We start from the raw sequence: 17403 nt of genomic DNA on the forward strand, positions 1-17403 counted from the left end.
AGAAAAATGCTCTCCCGGAGCCAATAATCAAGACATCTTAAACAATTGAACTTCAGCGCCAAACGCTGACTTTTTACGTTCTGTTGGTACGCTCTTATCGACCCTCATAAGGGGCCTTTGGCACAACGGGCTGCTGTCTCAGCAAATCGAAACAGTGCCAGTATCCCCCGCCCGGCAGCAAACTCACCCGCCCTGATCGGCGCGGAAAGCGTGCCCAGAGGGGCAATCCCTCCAGAAGGAACACCCCTCAACTTGCAACTTAACAAACTGCGTCTCAGGGCTGGTTTCCAGGTTTTTCCGTCCAGCCCTGACCTGCATTTCTCGAGTGGGTGTGATCTCGACAAGGCGACCTATCCAAGTGGATGGCCATTTGAAGTGTTTGCTGTGCCTGGAGGGTCAAATCTCTCCTCGTTTTGGCAGGTTTTCAAAAAGCTGAATTTCTCGTTTTGTATGGGGCCGACCACCAAATTCATGAATGGCAGTCGACCACGAAAGAAGAAGACCGCTGAGCAACGTGAGATTTCAAACTTGTATGCCTTTTACCCGTAACCACGCCAAAGCGGCAAATGTAAGCGAGAGGCAAGCCGAATCCGATTTTTGGCTCTACTCTGGCATGGTGATTTTCTCCATACTGCCCGTCATTATATGGGCCGTGATTGAAATGGGTGAAGGTATCTACGCCCACACTGTGTTGTCCCCATGCAGATGCTCAGTGGAGGAGGTTGCACTGGATGAGACCGAAACACGTTGAGGTTTTTAAGGGTTCGCCGTGGTTGAAGGACGAAATGCCCCGCCGAAACCGAGGGATCAGACTCCGGATATCCAATCCGCGGAGCCTCGATTCTTAAGGGCCGGGCCAATGTTGGCGCACCAGAGCAGCGCGTGAAAACCCCCGCAAATGTGACTATATTTAATAATCAATATTTGTTTATATTCAGTCTTTTAAGCCTGCTTTTCACGTCAATTTGATCATTTGGCTCGATCTGAAGAAACACTGCATTCACATGGCAAAAATGCGGTCCATGCGGTCGGTGAGCATCTTGAGGCCATTGGGGTTGAGGCCACCGCGTTGCTCGCTGATCGCCCAGCCGGTGTAGCCGATGTCATCGAGTGCTTTCATGATCGCGGGCCAGTTGTTGTTACCTTCCGTCAGGTCACAGTCGAAGCCTTTCCAGACACCTTCGTCCTTCATTTTCTGGGTGCTGTATTCTTTGACGTGAATGCGGTTGATCCGTTTCCCCAGCACCTTAATCCACTGCTCCGGCCAACCGTAACGCAGCACGTTTCCGATATCGAAATGCCAACCGACGATGGGATCACCAATTTCATCGAGAAAACGCACGGCCTCCAGGGGGCTCAAGATAAAATTGTTCCAGACGTTCTCGATCGAGATTTTGACGCCCAATTCTTTGGCCAGGGGGACGGCCTTTTTGATCTGCGTAATGGAACGTTCCCAAGCGAGATCATAAGGCACCTCTTCATTGCACACCCCCGGCACCACCAGAATGGAGTCTGTGCCATAGGCCTTGGCGTCACGGAGGGTGGTCAGCACCCCCTGGAGGCCCTCCTCACGGATTTTTTCATCATTGTGCGTGAGGGTTTGCTTCCAATGGGTGTGGCAACAAACGCTGGCAGCCTGGAGACCCGAGGTGCCTAAGGCGTCCAAGACTTCCTGCTGATTCATGCCCCCTGCAGGTTCGACCCCCTCATAGCCTGCGGCTTGGGCCGCCTGATATTTTTCAATCAAGGTTCCTTTAATCCCAAGTGTGCCCCCCATGATGGCCTTCCGAAGCTGGCGGGTCGGACTGGCGGCGAGGGACGAAGCCGGCCGTGAGAATGCAGTTGCTGAAGTGATAGCGGCTCCGAATGTGCGACGGATGAAAGTGCGGCGGGAGGTCATGAGAGATCCAATCAATACGTCGCGATCATGCCAGGCCTGTCGCAGCATTGGCGAGAGACAAAAACAAAAAATCGGCAGCCTGATTTCTCAAGCTGCCGATAAGGGGTTTCAATCAAAGGAAGACGGGCAGCTTACTTTTTCTGCTCGACGACGGGTGCAGCATTGGGATCTGCCTCAGGCTTGATTTCCGTTTTAGGAGCGGTAGGCAGTTCGATCGGAGGAGTGGAGACTGAGGGAGCCGATGGCGCCGGAGCCAGAGGGGCTGCCGGGGGCGATGCAGGAGCGGCCCCAGGCGTCGGCATTGAGAAGGAAGGAGCTGTCGGCGATGCCGCTGCACCTGTCGGAGGTGCTGGAGCGGGCTCCGCCTTCGCTTCGACCTTAACGATCTCACTGCGCTTCTTGAAGAAGTTATTCACCGTGTACTCAGAGACTTCGAAGGCCCATCCTGCGAACTTCTGTTCTTTGGCGAGTTTTTCTTCCAGGCTCTTTTTCTTGGAGGCAAAGGCTTCGTCGGCCTTCTTTTTGTCTTCTTCCTTCTCATCCTTCACCGCTGGGCGAGCTTTGGGAATATCTGCACTGACATCGACGGTGAGGTAATAACGATCACTCCCGCCCTTGGACTGCTTGGCGGCACTGAGGTTGTAGGTGAAGCCGTCGAAGGTGACGATCTTCGCCTTCACCGCATCTTTCATCACCTCGGCCACTTTGTCTGTAGCGACTACATCGTTGAAGGTCGGTGCAGACAGCAAGCTACCCAGGGTGACTTTGGTGTTGTCCAAGCCCTCGCCGGACTTAGCGTCGAGTAGTTTGAATTCGGTTTCAGTGACTTCGCTGCGACCAGCTTTCCAGCCTTCTTCGGCTTGTGCCGGAGTTACCGTGATCTCTTTGATGTCCTTCACGTCGATGAAGGATTTATCCAGCCAGGACTCGGGTTTGGGTTCCAAGTCAAAGAAGGAGTTACTGACGACCCAGATGGTTTCGCCATCATCGGGAATGCGGACGAAGCGCTGGGTGCCGCCATCAAAAGCGGTGCTGCTACGGCCACCGGCAATCGAGATGGATTCACCGAGGATCAGGGATTTGATGATCTTATCCCCTTCCCCGATCAACTCAATCTGAGTGCCGACCCCCTCGGTGCCTTCCCCGGGAGGGAGCACCTTGATCTCAGCCCAGGCACCTTTTCCGACCTGCTGCTTGTTAGCTACCCGCTGCTCGTATAGCTCACTTAAGGCCGAATTGATGCGGTCCACACTGGCGGCATACCCCCCGCGCTCAGCCACACGAGCGGATTTGCCATCTTCATTGACGATGATGGTCGCTTCGGAGGAGGCATCGCGAATGCGCAGTTTTTTAACGGCCGTGACTTCAAAATCAGGCAACAACCGCTCACGGCTTTTCACACCGCGGGTGACGGCGGTATTCATGACGGCATTCTGCTGATTTTGATAGATGACGGCGGCGCCGATCAAGGCACCCAGCACGACTAGCAAAATAATGATCTTCTTCATGGATGATGGTTCTAACGAAGAGAGTTGATGAAACGAGGGTCAGACAGCAGCGGTTTGGATGCGGCGACGGATGGCGAGAGCCAAGCCAACACAAATCACCAGGAGCGGCACGACCAGGAAGTTCAACAGCGTGATCATGGACTCGGTGAAGTCGATGTCCTTGTTCTGAGCTTTCTTGATCTCACGGATCTCACGGTTGATGGAGACTTGAGTCACGCGCAGTTCCTCCAGTTCCTTGATCTGACGAGGGTCAGCCAACTGTCCGTTTTTCACACGAAGAGGGCCCATTTTTTGAGCGGTTTCATCCAGCTTGGCCTGCAGAGCTTGCAGCTTCGGACGGAAGTCGCGTTCCACCTTCTCACGCAGCTCGTCCATCTTGGTGAAAGGACGCTGAGTGGAGGCACGGCTGCGAATTTGAATCAAATCCCCGCCACCGCTGAGCATTTCCACGGTGTTCAGCATGAGTGGAAGATTGGAGTTCACAGCGACGAGACCCCCAGTCATGCCATCCTGCTGCACGCAGAGCGCATCGAACATCATGTCAGCATCGGAGAACAGTACCACGACGCCTTCGTTGCTGACGGATTCTTTGATGGTGCCATCGGAGATCTCGATCTCTTTTTTTGCTTCTGGCTTCGCATCAGCCTTGGGTTCTTCGGCTGCTGGAGCAGGGGCTTCCGCGGTTTTCGGAGCGGTCGCATCTTCCTGAGCTCCACCGGATTCAGGAGAAGCCGCAGGACCTTTGGGTTTACCACCCGGGAAAGCGGTTTTGAACTTACCAGTCAAGCGCACGACCATAGGCTGGCGGCGGCCACTCGGGTTGAAGTTTGTCAGACGCTCGCGGGTCAATCTTTCGGCCTCCGTGGAGTCGATCAATTCACTGGCTTCTGAGCTGCTGACCAGGACGGTGGATTCGATGCCTTCTTTTTTGTCGAAGGTCAAAGAACCCGCCATCAGCATGCGCAGAGACTGAAGGTCCGAGGTGATGCGGTCTGTTGGGTTGAGGGCCTCCCGAGGCAATTGCAACTCGACGGGGTTTTGTCCGCCCTGTGCCATGCCACGATAGTTCACGTCGGCAATGATCTGAGTTTTATTGTACGTGACACCCCAAGCTTTGAAGAGATTCGGAAGATCCGAAGCTGGATTGATCACACCACCAGGTTGGCCGGTCATCGGGTTCGGCTGGTTGCTGTAAACTCGCTGCGCCACGATGCTCTGTGGATCGACAAGAGCGATCACTTTGCCGCCTTTTAGCAGATACTGATCGATCGCATATTCTGCGAGTTCGTTGATATCCGCAGGGTGAACGACCAGAAGCGTGTTGATATCGGCATCAATTTTATCCGCTCCCATGGGAACCTCACGCACTTCATAATCCATGCGCAGACGCTGAATCAGAATCCACGGATCTTGCCCGCGCTGACGCTGATAAGGGAACATCGGAGAACCCATAATCGGCATGGCACTCATCACCCCAATGATGGTCTTGGAGTTCTTGGAAACCTTCTGGATGGCACGAGCCACATTATATTCCAAGGCGGTCTCCTCATTGGGATTCAGGAAAGGCAGCACTTCTTTCTGGGCCGCCGACTGGATGGCCATGCCCAGATAGATGTTATCGCCGTTCTGGTTCACCGTCATGCCTTGGAGGTCATCTTCACGAGCCCGGTCTTCGTCTTCCGTATTCGGATTCGGATTCAGTTTCTCGAGGATGAGTTTGCCCTTGGCCGCCTTTTGGAATTCCAAAAGCATGTCTTGGACGGCACTGGCGTGCGTCTTGAGCATCGGCGGCATAACACGGTCTTCCGTCGTCACGTAGAAACGGATGGTGACCGGTTTGTCTGGATTGAGCCGATCCAGAATGTTTCGGGTGCCCTGGGAGAGGGTGTAGAGTTTATCTTCCGTCAGATCGACCCGGAAGTTGCCCAGTCCGAGGCCGCCCACGAGGAAGTTCAAAGCCACGACAATGGCGATCACCAGCAGCGCGGTGATGCCTGCGGTTCCTTCTTTGCTGTTCAGATTCATAAAGAGTCTCAGGTGTTGAAGTGTGTTCCCATTAAGCGCGCTTCGAGCGCAGACCGATGTGTGTCGCGATCAAGGACACCACGATAACGGAGATGAAATAGAGGACGTCACGGAAGACGAAGATGCCCTTGGTCATCTCAAAGAAGTGGTCCATGAAACTGAGGTAACTCACAAAACGCACGGAAGATTCCAAAGAGCTGGGCAGCGTCCTCACGATCGAGTCCACGATGCCGGGATAACCGATCAAAGTCAGACCGATGCAAAGGGCCACAGACACGATGAAGCAAACCACTTGGCTGCGAGTATAGGCACTGACAGCACTGGTGACCGCCAAGCAACCTAAGGCATACAAATAGCTGGCCACATAGCCGGTGATGATTGGACCTGGATCTGGATTTCCCAGCCAAGAAATCGTGATCACTACAGGGAATGTGAGGGAGAGGCCGATGAGCCAGACCAAGGCAGCCGCGACGAATTTACCGATGATAGCCTGCCAGGGAGAAAGTGGCATGGTCATCAACAATTCGAAGGTGCCAAGGCGATGCTCTTCTGACCACAGGCGCATGCCGACAGCGGGAGCCAACACGATGTAAATCCAGGGATGCCAGAAGAAGAAGGGCTGGGTCAGGGATGCATTGTCCGTATCCAAAAGCCTACCGAAGAAGAAGGTGAATCCCATCGACGCCAGGAGGTAAATGACGACAATCACATAGAGCACAGGCGAATTGAAGTAGGAGAGGAACTCCCGCTTGAAGATCGCCAAAGTGTTTGCGAAATCTCTGCTTTTCATGAGGTGATTTTAAAAGATCTGAAAGAGTTCTGGAGGAATCATTTCGCCGTATCCGGACGCGTAATGGCGCGGAAAACTTCGTCTAAAGTATTGACTCCCGGCACGAGCTTTTTGAGCTGATCAGGGGTGCCATCAGCCACAATTTTACCGCGATCGATGATGATCGCTCGGGAGCAAGCGGCTTCCACTTCTTCCAGAATGTGCGTGGAGAAGATGATGGCCTTACTCTCGCCCATGCGGCGGATCAGGCCGCGCACTTCATGTTTCTGATTCGGGTCCAGACCATCGGTTGGCTCGTCCAAAATGAGCACATCAGGATCGTGAATGATGCTCTGGGCAAAGCAGGTGCGATGACGATAACCTTTGGAAAGGGTATCCACGCTCTGGTTGCGAACAGAGTCCAGGAAGCACAGTTCAAGCACGCGATCGATGGCCTTGTTACGGGCTGTTCCTGTAAGGCCACGCATCTCTGCACAAAAACCCAGGAAGCTGGCCACGGTCATGTCCGAATACAAAGGGGCATTTTCCGGGAGATACCCAATGGAGCGCTTGGCTAACTCGGGTTCTTCCAACATGTCAAAATTGCCGATTTTAATGCTTCCAGAGGTAGGACGGAAATAACCCGTCACCATTCTCATCGACGTGGATTTGCCGGCACCGTTCGGCCCTAGAAAGCCGAGCACCTGGCCTTTTTCGACAGAGAAGGAGACGTCATCCACCGCCACCTTGCTGCCGAACACTTTTCGGAGGTTTTGAACTTGGATCATACTGTCACTATCATGGTTGTTGGGGGTTGTCGTAGAGAGGAGCCTTGTGAGACAATGAGTCACTCCCTTGCGTTCAAAAACGCGAGGGCGTTTTATGGGTGACACCGTTCATTTTGCAAACGAATTTTCCTCTTCAAAGGCCTGAACGTCGGTCACTTTTGCAAAAGTCAGAATAAATGAATCTGATGAAGGCTATGATACGTTTCTATCCTTCCGCGTTAAAACCTGAACACTTACCAGACCTGCTCTCGGCTTCTTCAGGATCAGTCTCGGTCTTTGGGGATGCTCAGTTCGGACGTTCCCTCCATTTTAATGGGAGGCAGTTTTTCGGCTAATAGTGCTCTCAAGTCATGAAGAACAGCGCTGTGTTGAGCACTCGACGCGAGATTCGTGTACTCATGGGGATCTTCTTGATGATCGTAGAGCTCGATGCCATCCCGACCTTCATTCCACTCTGTGCAACGCCACCGATCTGTGCGCACACTGCGCCCCCAGAATTCGGCGTTAGCTCCTCTTCGAGCTTGAGTGAAGGCCGCGTTATGGATGGAGGATGCGGGATTTTCGAGGATCGGGCGCAGGCTCTGGCCCTGCACATGCGCTGGGAGCGGGACTTCGCATAGATCACACAAAGTCGGATAGAGATCCAGCAGCTCAGCGAGAGCCGCCGTGCGTTGTCCATTCCCTGCACTTCCGGGAGCTAAAATGATCAGAGGCACCCCTGCGCTTTCCTCAAACAAGCTACGCTTATGCCAGAGCTCATGCTCTCCCAGATGCCAGCCGTGGTCACTGGTGAAGATCACGACGGTGTTCCCCAGCAGTCCCTGCTCGCGTAAGGCATCCATTAGTTTACCGGCCTGAGCGTCCACATAGCTGACACAGGCCAAATAAGCTCGGATGGCAGCCTTTCGTTGTTCCGGTGTGGCCGAGAGTGTGTAACCAGGCACGGCTCCGTTACGGGCTGGCGCAGGAATATCCGCCACATCGTCGGCGGGTGCCTCGGGGAGGGTGATGCTGTCCAGGGGATAAAGATCGAAGTATTTGGCCGGAGCTACCAGAGGTAGATGGGGACGATGAAAACCGACGGCGAGGAAGAAGGGCCTTTCGGAGTCTCGTTTTTTTAACCAATCCATCGCGGTGAGGGCAAAACCTCCGTCACAGAGCGTTTCATCGGAGACGGGGATCTCCTGCCAGGAAAGTCCTTGTCGTTTACCGGTTTTGATTTGCACCACCGACTCTCGTTTGGGCGGATAAGGACGCTCATCCTTGAAGGGGGTGCCAAAGTCCCAAGCCTGCGGATCATCCATGCTCTCTAGGCCTGTGGGAATCCCAAGGTGGAAGATCTTACCACAACGTGCCGTGGAGTAGCCCTGTTGACGAAAATGATGGGGCAGCGTCAGCACTCCCGGGACATTGTCATACAGGTTGTCCGCATTATCCGTAACACGCGTCTGGTTAGGCCTCAAACCACTCATCATGGAGGACCGGGAGGGATTGCAGTGCGGGAACTGACAGTAAGCGCGGCTGAATAGAACGCCACGCTTCGCCAGCGCATCCAGATGTGGCGTCTTGGCTTGGGGATGACCGTAACAGCCTAAAGTCACCGCCAGATCATCGGAGACCATCAGCAGGACGTTAGGTTTTGCGGAGGCTGCCGAGAGAGGAAGAGCCAGAATGGCAGCGAAAAGACAAGGAGCCAGGAGGAGACGCTGGATCATAAGTGGCTCCAGAAACGTCCCCCAGCACGGACTCTATCCTCCTTATTGGGCAGGGATCTCGTTCAGGGTGTAATAAGCAACGGAGTGCAGGAGCGGGAGTCCTTCGCGATTCTTCACCCCTTCCAGATGTAATTCGTGTACGTCTCCTTTTGTCAGAGGACTGATCACAAGACGGACCGTTTTACCATCGTCACTGACCTTCACGGAGCTGATTTTCGGAATGACCTCATCCACCTCAGGGCCACCATAGTCTTCACGATAGGCATACGTGAACTCGCGCATGGAGTAGCTTGAGAGATGACCTGCCGTGGCCGGATCTACAGGTTGAGTGAAGCTAACCTCGAAGCCATCGGGCTTGGCACGCATCTCGTGAATCTCAAAGGGCAGCTTGCCCGTCCATTCAAGTTTTTCAAAGCAGTAAGGCTTGCCCCCTCGAGCGCCCCAACCACGATCACTGCCCCCCACATACAAACGACCATCGGCATCCATTCGTCCACCGATGAGACCGCTGGCGAAACCACTGCGAAATGGAATCACGACACCTTGTTTGATGCCATTGACGGTTTCCAAAAACACGCGACTGACATTGCTGTGACTCTGATCCGCAATGAAGAGTTGTTTGGCAAACGGCCCAAACTTCCCTTCGCTCTCGTCGCAGACAATGAAGGTGGGCGAGTTGCCAATTTTCCCATGCACCAAATAAACGGATGGCGGTAGCAGTTGCTTAATGCGTTGACGTTCTTTGACCATGCGATCTGGATCACCTGTCGGGTTGGTCTGACCACGCTTACGGTCCCCAAGAAAAGCCTCGGGAATCGGGTCGATCGGACGCTCTCCCATGTTCGGAGCCATGGAGTACCATTCGTTGCCCGCAGGGTGACCCTGAAAGCTTCCTGGAACAAGGTGCTGGAGGGTTGAGGAACCATGCCAAGGACCTTGATTATCGACATAATAGACTTCTCCTTCAGCATCGAAACCGATGCCTCCTGGACTCCGAATGCCACTGCAGGTGGGCACCAAGCTGCCATCCGGTTTGATCTGCACCGCCCAGCCTCTGAATGGCACCTTGCTTGTGAATGACCCGGTCAAACACAGGGTGACCCAAAGATCCCCAGCCTTATCAAAGCGACTTCCAATGGCATATTCGTGGTAGTCCCCCGAGACACCCCACTGATCATTGATCGTCTCGAAGACATCAGCTCGACCATCACCGTCTTGATCTCGAATCCGAGTGACTTCGTAACGTGTGGTGGCATACAACGCGCCATCTTTATAGGCGAGGCCAAGAACTTCATGAAGACCCGAGGCGAACAATTGGAAACGCACCTTCGCAGGTTCCTGGGCATGCTCAACGGTCCAGATCTCCCCTCGCCGCGTGCCGAGAGCCAGTTTCCCCTGGGGAAGCAGTTCGATTGAGCCGACTTCCAAGGCGGTCTCGGTGGGAGTGGTGAAGGTGGTGATTCGATAAAAGTCTGACTCGACGGGCTCAGCAGCCCAGAGACCCGAAGTGATCACTGCAAAGCAGCTTGAGAGGAAAGCTTTTTTCATGAGATGAAAATCCTGATTTGAAAAGACGACAGGGAGAATCACTCCGGCCACGAATAGGTGAGAGTGATTTCACGCATGGCCTCAGTCAGGGGGACTAACAATTGATTCCCCACGGCGATTCCGCCGGGTGCATGAACGACAAACTTGTTTTCAAAACGACGGCCTTCTAAGGTCAGCTCACCGCCCTCGACGATGAACCCGGTGTCTTTGGGCTGAATACGTCCCGTGGCGACTTGCAGAAAGGTGCCTTGTGGTAAAGGCGCAGAGAACTTCAGCCTGCGCTTGAATTGCTGATGATCGGCCTCACCGCGATCCTCGACCTTCACACCTTTCCATTCATACATGAAAGTCGGGCAGCGTTTGGCATCCAGAAAATATCCCTTCCAAGTATAACCGGAAGCACGGTCCTGCTTTTCTGGCCAAGGAGACTCGGTGGAGGTCAATACAGCCAAGGGTTCAGCCTGAGTTGGACTGAAGACGTCGTAACCCAGCGGCGGCTGATAGCCTCCCCCACGGCTATTCCAATGTTTGGAGGCATCCATAAAAGCTCCACGCCAGACTAAAGCTAGATTCATCTGCTCAGCACTCCAGGCGATGTTGACTCCTCCTGGATATCCCACAGCGATGCCTCGATTACCGGCTCCAGCGATGAAGTTGCGATAAATCAGAGGCTCATCTTTAACGACCAAAGGAATCGGCTCGAAGTCTTTCTTTTGCTTGCCTTTAGCCCCCTGCTGCCACCCTCTGGGAGTCCACTGTGAAAAGGGGGTAATATCAAAATTGCTCCCCTTCCACGCCGCAAAGACCGCGATCTCCCCCTTGGCTTGGAAATACTCTAAGCGGAAGTCATGGAGGCCCTGTGTCAGTTGAACGCTCGCCTCCTTGATCTCATATGGATGAATTCCGTCGTGTTCGACAAGGGTCTTGCCATCCAGCTTTAGCCGGATGCCGTCATCTCCAGCGATGTAAAAGCGATAACTGCCCGTGCGCGGAGCCTCCAGCTTGGCGGTGTAAACGATACCAAACTCGTTTTTGTAATCATCCAACTGCACCTGCACGAGGTTGTCGGGAATGGCCCCTTCGCGATGCGGCTTCAGTTGAGAAAAGTCGGGCAGAGCGGTCCAAGCGCCGAGGTAAAGAGCAAATCGTAAGTCCTGCAATCCCTTCCCCAGAGGCAGTACTTTCATCTTGCCGTTCATCGTCAAGGCATGCCCCGGAAAGGTACAGACAAAGGGGTAGTCCCCGGTCTTTTCAGGCGCGGTGAAGCTGAGTGTCTCCGTTTCGTGCGGATTGAGCATGCGTGAGTGGAGCCAGATGCGTTTGTCATCAGGCACCCAGTTCCGTTTCAGAGCCTCTTCCGCGTTCTCCATCTGCTTGAGTGCCATGGCGGCCGTATCCGTGCCGGGCTGACAAAAAACGATGTTATGAGGAAGGTCATCCCCATTCTCGAAGATGACTTTGACAGGCTGCCCTGGCCTCACGGTAAACTCCGTGAGGTCATACTTCATCTGGGCCGTCATCGTTTTGATGCGAATCACAGACGCTTTCTCGCCCGAGCTCTTTGGATTTGGCGAAGCTGCCTTGGCGGGAGTATTCGCGGTATCTTTAGCCGTCGGCTTGGTGCCAAGTTGATCGGAGTCAACCCTCAGGGGGCGTAACCAAATGTTGCGATAGCGCACGGGATTGAGGTGATCTTGAAGCAGAAGGTCTCCTTCTTGATCCGGGGCATCGAACTCGCGTAGGTACTGCACCACAATGCCATTGTGGATGACCGTTAACCGCGCCTTCTGATCGGGCTTGGCACGCTCAAAAAAGATGTCGTAGGTCTGCCATTCCCCGGGTTTGCGACTGGCATTCACCATCGGCGGGTATTGGCTGTAGAGCCCAGCCGCCTGACCGTCAGGATAGGTGTCGTTCTGGTAGGAATCCAGCACCTGGATTTCGGGGAAGCCACCGATATAGACTCCGCTGTTCCCACGTCCTTGGCCGTTGCCTGAAACGGTGCTTGGTGTGGCCCATTCAAGGTGCAATTGATAATCTCCACGGAACTTTTTCCGTGTGCGGATGCTGCCGCTTTTTCCCACGATCTCCATGCACCCATTCTCCACCTTCCACTGCGGCTGGTCATCCCCAGGCGGCGAATCCTTGCGCGGCTCGCGTTTCCACTGGGAGAGATCCTTGCCATCGAACAGCACCATCGCATCCGAAGGCGGAGCCCCCGCCTTCTCCGGCGTGCTGAATCCCGGCGGCGTGATCACCGGCGGTCGCGGACGCTGCATGTCATGCGCCCGATAGACACCGCCCGGCGTCATCGGTTGTTCTTTCTTGGGTTCCGCCGCATGTAGAGTGCCGGTCAAACCGAAGGCCAGGAGGAAAGAAAAACGCATGGTGATCAAGACCCGAACAAACGCCCTGCCCTCTGGGGGTCTATCATCGGGGTGGCGTCCTTTGTCGCGCAGGAGCGCGGACTCCGAGCAAGTAGCGCCGTTGAGCCTCAACGGCCTTCTCTCGGTCGGGATTCCGTTGTCACGGCGGTTGGGGCCCAACCGCCCTACTTGGGCTCTGCCTTGCTGGATGAAGCGCGGCCTCCCGAGTCCGCAGCGGGTCGCCGGAGCGTTGGATGAGGAACTGCCGGAACCCAAGCTTGGCAAAGTGCTTGAGTCATGGGCGGGTTGATTTGTTAAGCATCGCCAAAGATGTGGTGCTATTACGACAGGGCCGCTATGAACAGCGTGCCATCTAGCGAGGACGCGACAGCTTCCTTCGGCTAAACAAACACGCTATAATGCGTCACATCCCAGCCGACGCCAAACAACAACTCAAGGCTGCCTAAGGGCTTAAGTCCTTGCCATTCATACCTGCCCCATTTTCCCTGATGAGCCTTTTTTCCCAATGCAGACTGGCGCGGAAGAAAACCTTGTGAAAGCTGTGCCAGACATGCCTGACTCCGCCCTTCACTCAGATCTGGACTACATCTCCCGCTATCTCAGCCAAGGAAAGGCCGTGGTGGTCGTCGGCGCAGGCTTCAGTAAGAATGCGCAGCCGAAGCTGCGGCGTGATGGAGCAACGGCCATGACGGTCAAAATGCCGGACTGGAATGAACTGGTCCGACGCATGGCCGAAGAGCTGCATCCGAGGGATCCTGCTGCCCTGGAGCGCTGTCTGAATTCAGGCCACCTTCAAGTAGCCCAGCAGTATGAGGCGAATGAGGGACCCGAGGCTCTCAAAAGCTTCATCAAACAAGCGCTCCACGCGGTCCGCGTGGAGCCTGGAGAGCTGCACCATCAGCTTTTAAAGCTGCCTTGGGCGGATGTGCTGACCTTTAATTATGATAGCCTGCTAGAGGAAGCGGCCCTGGATTTCCAGCCTCCACAATACACAACGATCTACTCTCAGGCCAATCTGCTTGGTGCCTCCCGGCCGCGGATCATCAAGCTACATGGCTCCATGCCTGACGGGCCGTTTGTCATCACGGAGGAGCACTTCCGCACGTATGCCCAGGACAGGCCAGCTTTTGTGAACACAGTCCGGCAGCTCATGATCGAGAACACACTCGTGCTCGTCGGCTTCTCCGGCACCGATCCAAATTTCAAGCTGATCCACGGTTGGGTACGCGATCTGTTCGAGGCGGACATCCACCGGGTTTACATGTGTCATGTGAATGGCTTCAGCCTTCCTGAGGCCAGGCTCTTCCGCAAGACTTACAAGATCCATCTAATCAACCTGGCCGAACTGTTTAATCCGGGCACGCAGGTGTCGTATCCAGAGAATCTTGAGAGGCTTTTCACCGAACTACAAACCCGCTGCAAGATCAAGGTGGCTTCCCTTCCCATGCCAGACATGCCGCAGTGGCCCGGGGAGGTGCCGTGGCATTTCATCGCTCCGGACGAATTGGAAAAGCAGTCTTCGGACGGCCTCATTCAAATCAACGATTTGTTAGGCGAATGGCGCAGGCAGCGTGAAAGCTATCCAGGCTGGCTCGTGGCCCCTCTGGACATTCGCAGGCAGATCACACAATACACGGACTTCTGGCCCCACCCTCTGGCAACGAAGATGGCTGAAGGAACCGCGCCATCGGAAGTTGAGCTAGCAATCCTTCAGGAGCTTAAGTGGAGGTGGGATGTCTCACTGGACATCATCCACTATTCATGGGCACGGTGGGTAGAGGCAGCCGTTCAGCGCGCTGGAGATGCAAAGGCACTACCTGAGCACTCACGCAGGGCGCTGCGGGACCTGCGTCTGCTCCTCCTCCAGATCCATCGGGAAAACATGAATGAGGTAAACTTTACGCTCATCCTGGAAACTTTCCGTGCTGAGCGCGAGAACGATGCCGGGTTGGACGCGTGGCTATTGCATGAGGAATGTCTGCTGGCGTTTTACTGCCTGGACTTCGACCGCTTTGAGCCTGCCCTGGAAAGATTTGTCTCAGTCACCGCACCTAGCTTAAGACATGCCCTGAGGAAGATCGGGTGGCTTGCGGAGCAAGGAAAGATCGATGGAGTGAAGAAGCTGGCAGACATTGTGATCAAAGATCTTGTTCGGCAGGTGGACGAGACACAGAAGGACATCCTCAAACTGTCACTCGAAGGCTGGGCTCTGCTCTTCCACCAGATTACCTATCAGATGAGCATGCCAGATGTGGCAGCGGGAATTCCGAACCATCGGGACCGCCGGCGTGAGTTGAAAAGAGTGGAGTGTAACCCATGGGACAGGATTGAGGAACTCCGAAGCGCCATCGCCCTGGCCACGCCCAGAACCCCAAAGAAGCCTGAACGTGCGGGATTTGACCCAGGAACCTCCACGCACACGATCTCACTCTTTCCCCAGGGCATGGGCCAGGAAGAAATCTTAGCCTTCCAATATCTGCGGCTTTTTGACGAGGTAGGGCTGCCACACCACCCCGGCATTTTGAACATGGGAGGACCGACGATGGTGAAGGCCGCGCAGATGCTCATGCCCATTGCATTCAAGCGGGCGGTGGCCACGCGAATCCGAAATACTGACAAGACCCTGCAGGAAGAGCTGGGGAGAGGCACTGTGCTCCGCCTGCGCGCGGAAGATGCAGACTGGCTCATCAGTCTCTGCCTGCGCGGTCTGGCGCAGATGCTGCCGCGGCTGCAGGAGAATCTGGGTGCGCTGCGCAGCCACTATGCGGGCCGGGGCGCGCCCTACCTGTGGGACCTAGCATCCCGCCTGACACTCAGGATGACAACCATCCAGTTAGACGAGTTTTTTAACCTGCTGTGCCAGTTCCACGAGCACCCGGGGATCCATGCGGAGTTCATGACTTGGCGGTCCTGGGGCGAGGGACTGCGCAGGGTGCTTTTTTCAGGGACTCAAGACCAGTTGTCAGTGTGGCTGCCGGTGCTGGCGCGCATTCCGTTCGGGCCTTCAGCACATGGGGAAAATCCATGGATTACTCTGCCGTTTGAGCCATTCACCGCAGTGGAGCAGGCTCACATTTCCGATCATCACATAGGCTTCACCTTAGAGGAGGAAAATCTACAATCATGGCTGAACGGCCTGCGATCTCCGCAGGCTGGACGGCGGTGCGCTGCCTTCAACAGGCTGTCCTATCTATCTCAGACCAGCGCCTGGAATCCCGCGTGGTCTGAGGCCTTTGAACAGGCGCTGTGGACCCACAAGAACTCTGATGGGCTTCCGGCATGCAATCCGGGCCCCAGCCGCGTGTTTCTCGGCCTGCCGGAGCGGATTTCAGAAAATGCCAGGAGGCATCTCAAGGCCCACCTCCTGCGTGACGCTATCCCTCCTGTCAGCGAAACAGCCAGCGATGGAACCACCAAGTATTCCGGTGGCAATGCAAAGCACTACCTGCAGGAACTCGTCATACTGGCATCCTGGCCCTGGCAGCCTCCAGAGGAAAGAGCCTTTGGCATCACGTGGGAAACAGCGGAGGCCAGTCAAATCCTGCACCGGGCCCTGGAATGGTGGGATGCTAGCCAGAGGTACATCCTTGAAGAGCTTCTAAATGGAAAATCCGAATGGGAGCGACCACGCGAACTCCTCCAGGTTTTTGAGCAGGGGCTTTGCTGCGTGCTGGCACACTTGTCGTCTGGCGCAGGGCAGGCAGACATTGATCGTTTGATGAAGGTGGCAGCCGACATGAGCGCAGCAGGTTTCCAAGTGCCCAGGCTAGAGGTGGCCAGCTTCATGACGGACCGGCGTGATAACATGCAGCGGCATGATTTGCTGGTGGCATTAATCACTGGCGAACTCCTATCACTGGATGAGGAGCGCGTAGCATCCGCAGCTTATGCCGTAAGGCTGTGGATGGAGTGGCCTGAGGCAGAGGGAGGCAGGGTCAGCAACGTGCCTCAGCAGTTGCTGACCCTGCTCGTGAACCGTGTGAGATTCCGTATGGAACCGGGCCTGGATGACGTCCTGTCGGTATGCGGACGTCTGGCCATCTCTGAGAACTGTCCGTTCGGCACAAGCCATCTTCAGGCCCTTGAAGACGGGCTGAGATTTCTGCTGCATGAGACCGCCTTCTCTACAGCAAAGGAGTCGGGCTGGGAACCTGCGGATGAGGAGCACGATGTGTTGATGTGCAAGTTGCGGGTAGAGTCGGCCCTACTCGCCAAGAGTCTGGCGCGCCTGCATGACAAGGGTGGCGAGCCAAGGCCTGAAATCGTTACAACATGGCTCGATACGGCTGCCAAAGATCCCTTGCCCGAGGTGCGCCGTGTCCTGTGGGGAATGGAGCCCACCTCCGTAACAACGGCCGCCTGACACCGCGTTGAAAGTGGGCAGGTGTTTCAGAGCTCGATACTCCAGTTTTAGAGACTTGGGATCTACAACAGCCTCAAGATTCGCCCTCGTCGCAGCCGATCAGGACAGTCCTGTCCGCTGCGGGGAATCCAATCAGACTGCTTCATGAAATCCTGGCCCCGAGAGTCCGAATTCTTGAGTTCCCCCCTTTGAATCACCTAGAGCGTATTAAATAATACTATAACCGCAAGAAGCGAACCAACCCATGGCGTCTTTGGCGGTGACCTTTGAGAACGCTACGCTGATGGCTGCATCTAGTTGCTCCGGTGTGCGGGCCTCCAGGCTGCGCAGCGAGTTCTTGATCTTGCTCCACATCTTCTCAATCGGGTTGAGGTCCGGCGAGTAAGCTGGAAGGAAGCGC

General features: G+C 55.1%; 10 protein-coding genes. 1 reads left to right on the forward strand and 9 read right to left on the reverse strand.

The genetic code is table 11. The annotated features are described in order from the left end of the window. Positions 1-1000 precede the first annotated feature (1000 nt). The 8 genes from B5D61_RS08640 to B5D61_RS08675 all read right to left on the reverse strand — a co-directional run bounded on the left by B5D61_RS08640 (position 1001) and on the right by B5D61_RS08675 (position 12640). Positions 1001-1948 (reverse strand): sugar phosphate isomerase/epimerase family protein, encoded by a 948-nt coding sequence (locus tag B5D61_RS08640; protein ID WP_245846509.1) that lies wholly within the window; start codon positions 1946-1948, stop codon positions 1001-1003. 83 nt (positions 1949-2031) lie between these two features. After that, positions 2032-3408: a DUF4340 domain-containing protein gene (locus B5D61_RS08645; protein WP_078812928.1), complete on the reverse strand. Its 1377-nt coding sequence runs from the start codon at positions 3406-3408 to the stop codon at positions 2032-2034. A gap of 39 nt (positions 3409-3447) precedes the next feature. Beyond that, complete coding sequence (locus tag B5D61_RS08650; protein WP_078812929.1) at positions 3448-5433, reverse strand: GldG family protein; 1986 nt, start codon at positions 5431-5433, stop codon at positions 3448-3450. A gap of 31 nt (positions 5434-5464) precedes the next feature. Beyond that, the gene (locus tag B5D61_RS08655) at positions 5465-6223 is read right to left on the reverse strand and encodes an ABC transporter permease subunit (protein WP_078812930.1); all 759 of its coding nucleotides are present in this window, start codon (positions 6221-6223) and stop codon (positions 5465-5467) included. 38 nt (positions 6224-6261) lie between these two features. Then, entirely contained in the window at positions 6262-6990 is a 729-nt protein-coding gene (locus B5D61_RS08660) for an ABC transporter ATP-binding protein (RefSeq protein WP_078812931.1), read from the reverse strand. 263 nt (positions 6991-7253) lie between these two features. After that, complete coding sequence (locus B5D61_RS08665; protein WP_078812932.1) at positions 7254-8705, reverse strand: sulfatase; 1452 nt, start codon at positions 8703-8705, stop codon at positions 7254-7256. A gap of 42 nt (positions 8706-8747) precedes the next feature. Then, positions 8748-10253, reverse strand: coding sequence for a DUF7133 domain-containing protein (locus B5D61_RS08670; protein ID WP_078812954.1), 1506 nt, complete (start codon positions 10251-10253; stop codon positions 8748-8750). Between the two features lie 38 nt (positions 10254-10291). Beyond that, positions 10292-12640 carry a 3-keto-alpha-glucoside-1,2-lyase-like domain-containing protein gene (locus B5D61_RS08675; RefSeq protein ID WP_078812933.1) on the reverse strand — a complete coding sequence of 783 codons (2349 nt, stop codon included), beginning with the start codon at positions 12638-12640 and terminating at the stop codon, positions 10292-10294. Between the two features lie 550 nt (positions 12641-13190). Here B5D61_RS08675 and B5D61_RS08685 point away from each other — a divergent pair. After that, positions 13191-17003 (forward strand): SIR2 family protein, encoded by a 3813-nt coding sequence (locus B5D61_RS08685; RefSeq protein WP_176159310.1) that lies wholly within the window; start codon positions 13191-13193, stop codon positions 17001-17003. Positions 17004-17210: 207 nt separating this feature from the next. Here the strand turns inward: B5D61_RS08685 and B5D61_RS27070 are convergent. Then, on the reverse strand, positions 17211-17403 hold a 193-nt coding region (locus tag B5D61_RS27070; RefSeq protein ID WP_176159311.1), incomplete at its 5' end, for a transposase.

It is taken from the genome of Prosthecobacter debontii (assembly GCF_900167535.1).
GTDB lineage: Bacteria > Verrucomicrobiota > Verrucomicrobiia > Verrucomicrobiales > Verrucomicrobiaceae > Prosthecobacter > Prosthecobacter debontii.

Bases quoted from the DNA above. Each gene is read 5' to 3' on its own strand.
- B5D61_RS08640 (WP_245846509.1), bottom strand. From the start codon at position 1,948: ATGCTGCGACAGGCCTGGCATGATCGCGACGTATTGATTGGATCTCTC.
- B5D61_RS08645 (WP_078812928.1), bottom strand. From the start codon at position 3,408: ATGAAGAAGATCATTATTTTGCTAGTCGTGCTGGGTGCCTTGATCGGC.
- B5D61_RS08650 (WP_078812929.1), bottom strand. From the start codon at position 5,433: ATGAATCTGAACAGCAAAGAAGGAACCGCAGGCATCACCGCGCTGCTG.
- B5D61_RS08655 (WP_078812930.1), bottom strand. From the start codon at position 6,223: ATGAAAAGCAGAGATTTCGCAAACACTTTGGCGATCTTCAAGCGGGAG.
- B5D61_RS08660 (WP_078812931.1), bottom strand. From the start codon at position 6,990: ATGATCCAAGTTCAAAACCTCCGAAAAGTGTTCGGCAGCAAGGTGGCG.
- B5D61_RS08665 (WP_078812932.1), bottom strand. From the start codon at position 8,705: ATGATCCAGCGTCTCCTCCTGGCTCCTTGTCTTTTCGCTGCCATTCTG.
- B5D61_RS08670 (WP_078812954.1), bottom strand. From the start codon at position 10,253: ATGAAAAAAGCTTTCCTCTCAAGCTGCTTTGCAGTGATCACTTCGGGT.
- B5D61_RS08675 (WP_078812933.1), bottom strand. From the start codon at position 12,640: ATGCGTTTTTCTTTCCTCCTGGCCTTCGGTTTGACCGGCACTCTACAT.
- B5D61_RS08685 (WP_176159310.1), top strand. From the start codon at position 13,191: ATGCCTGACTCCGCCCTTCACTCAGATCTGGACTACATCTCCCGCTAT.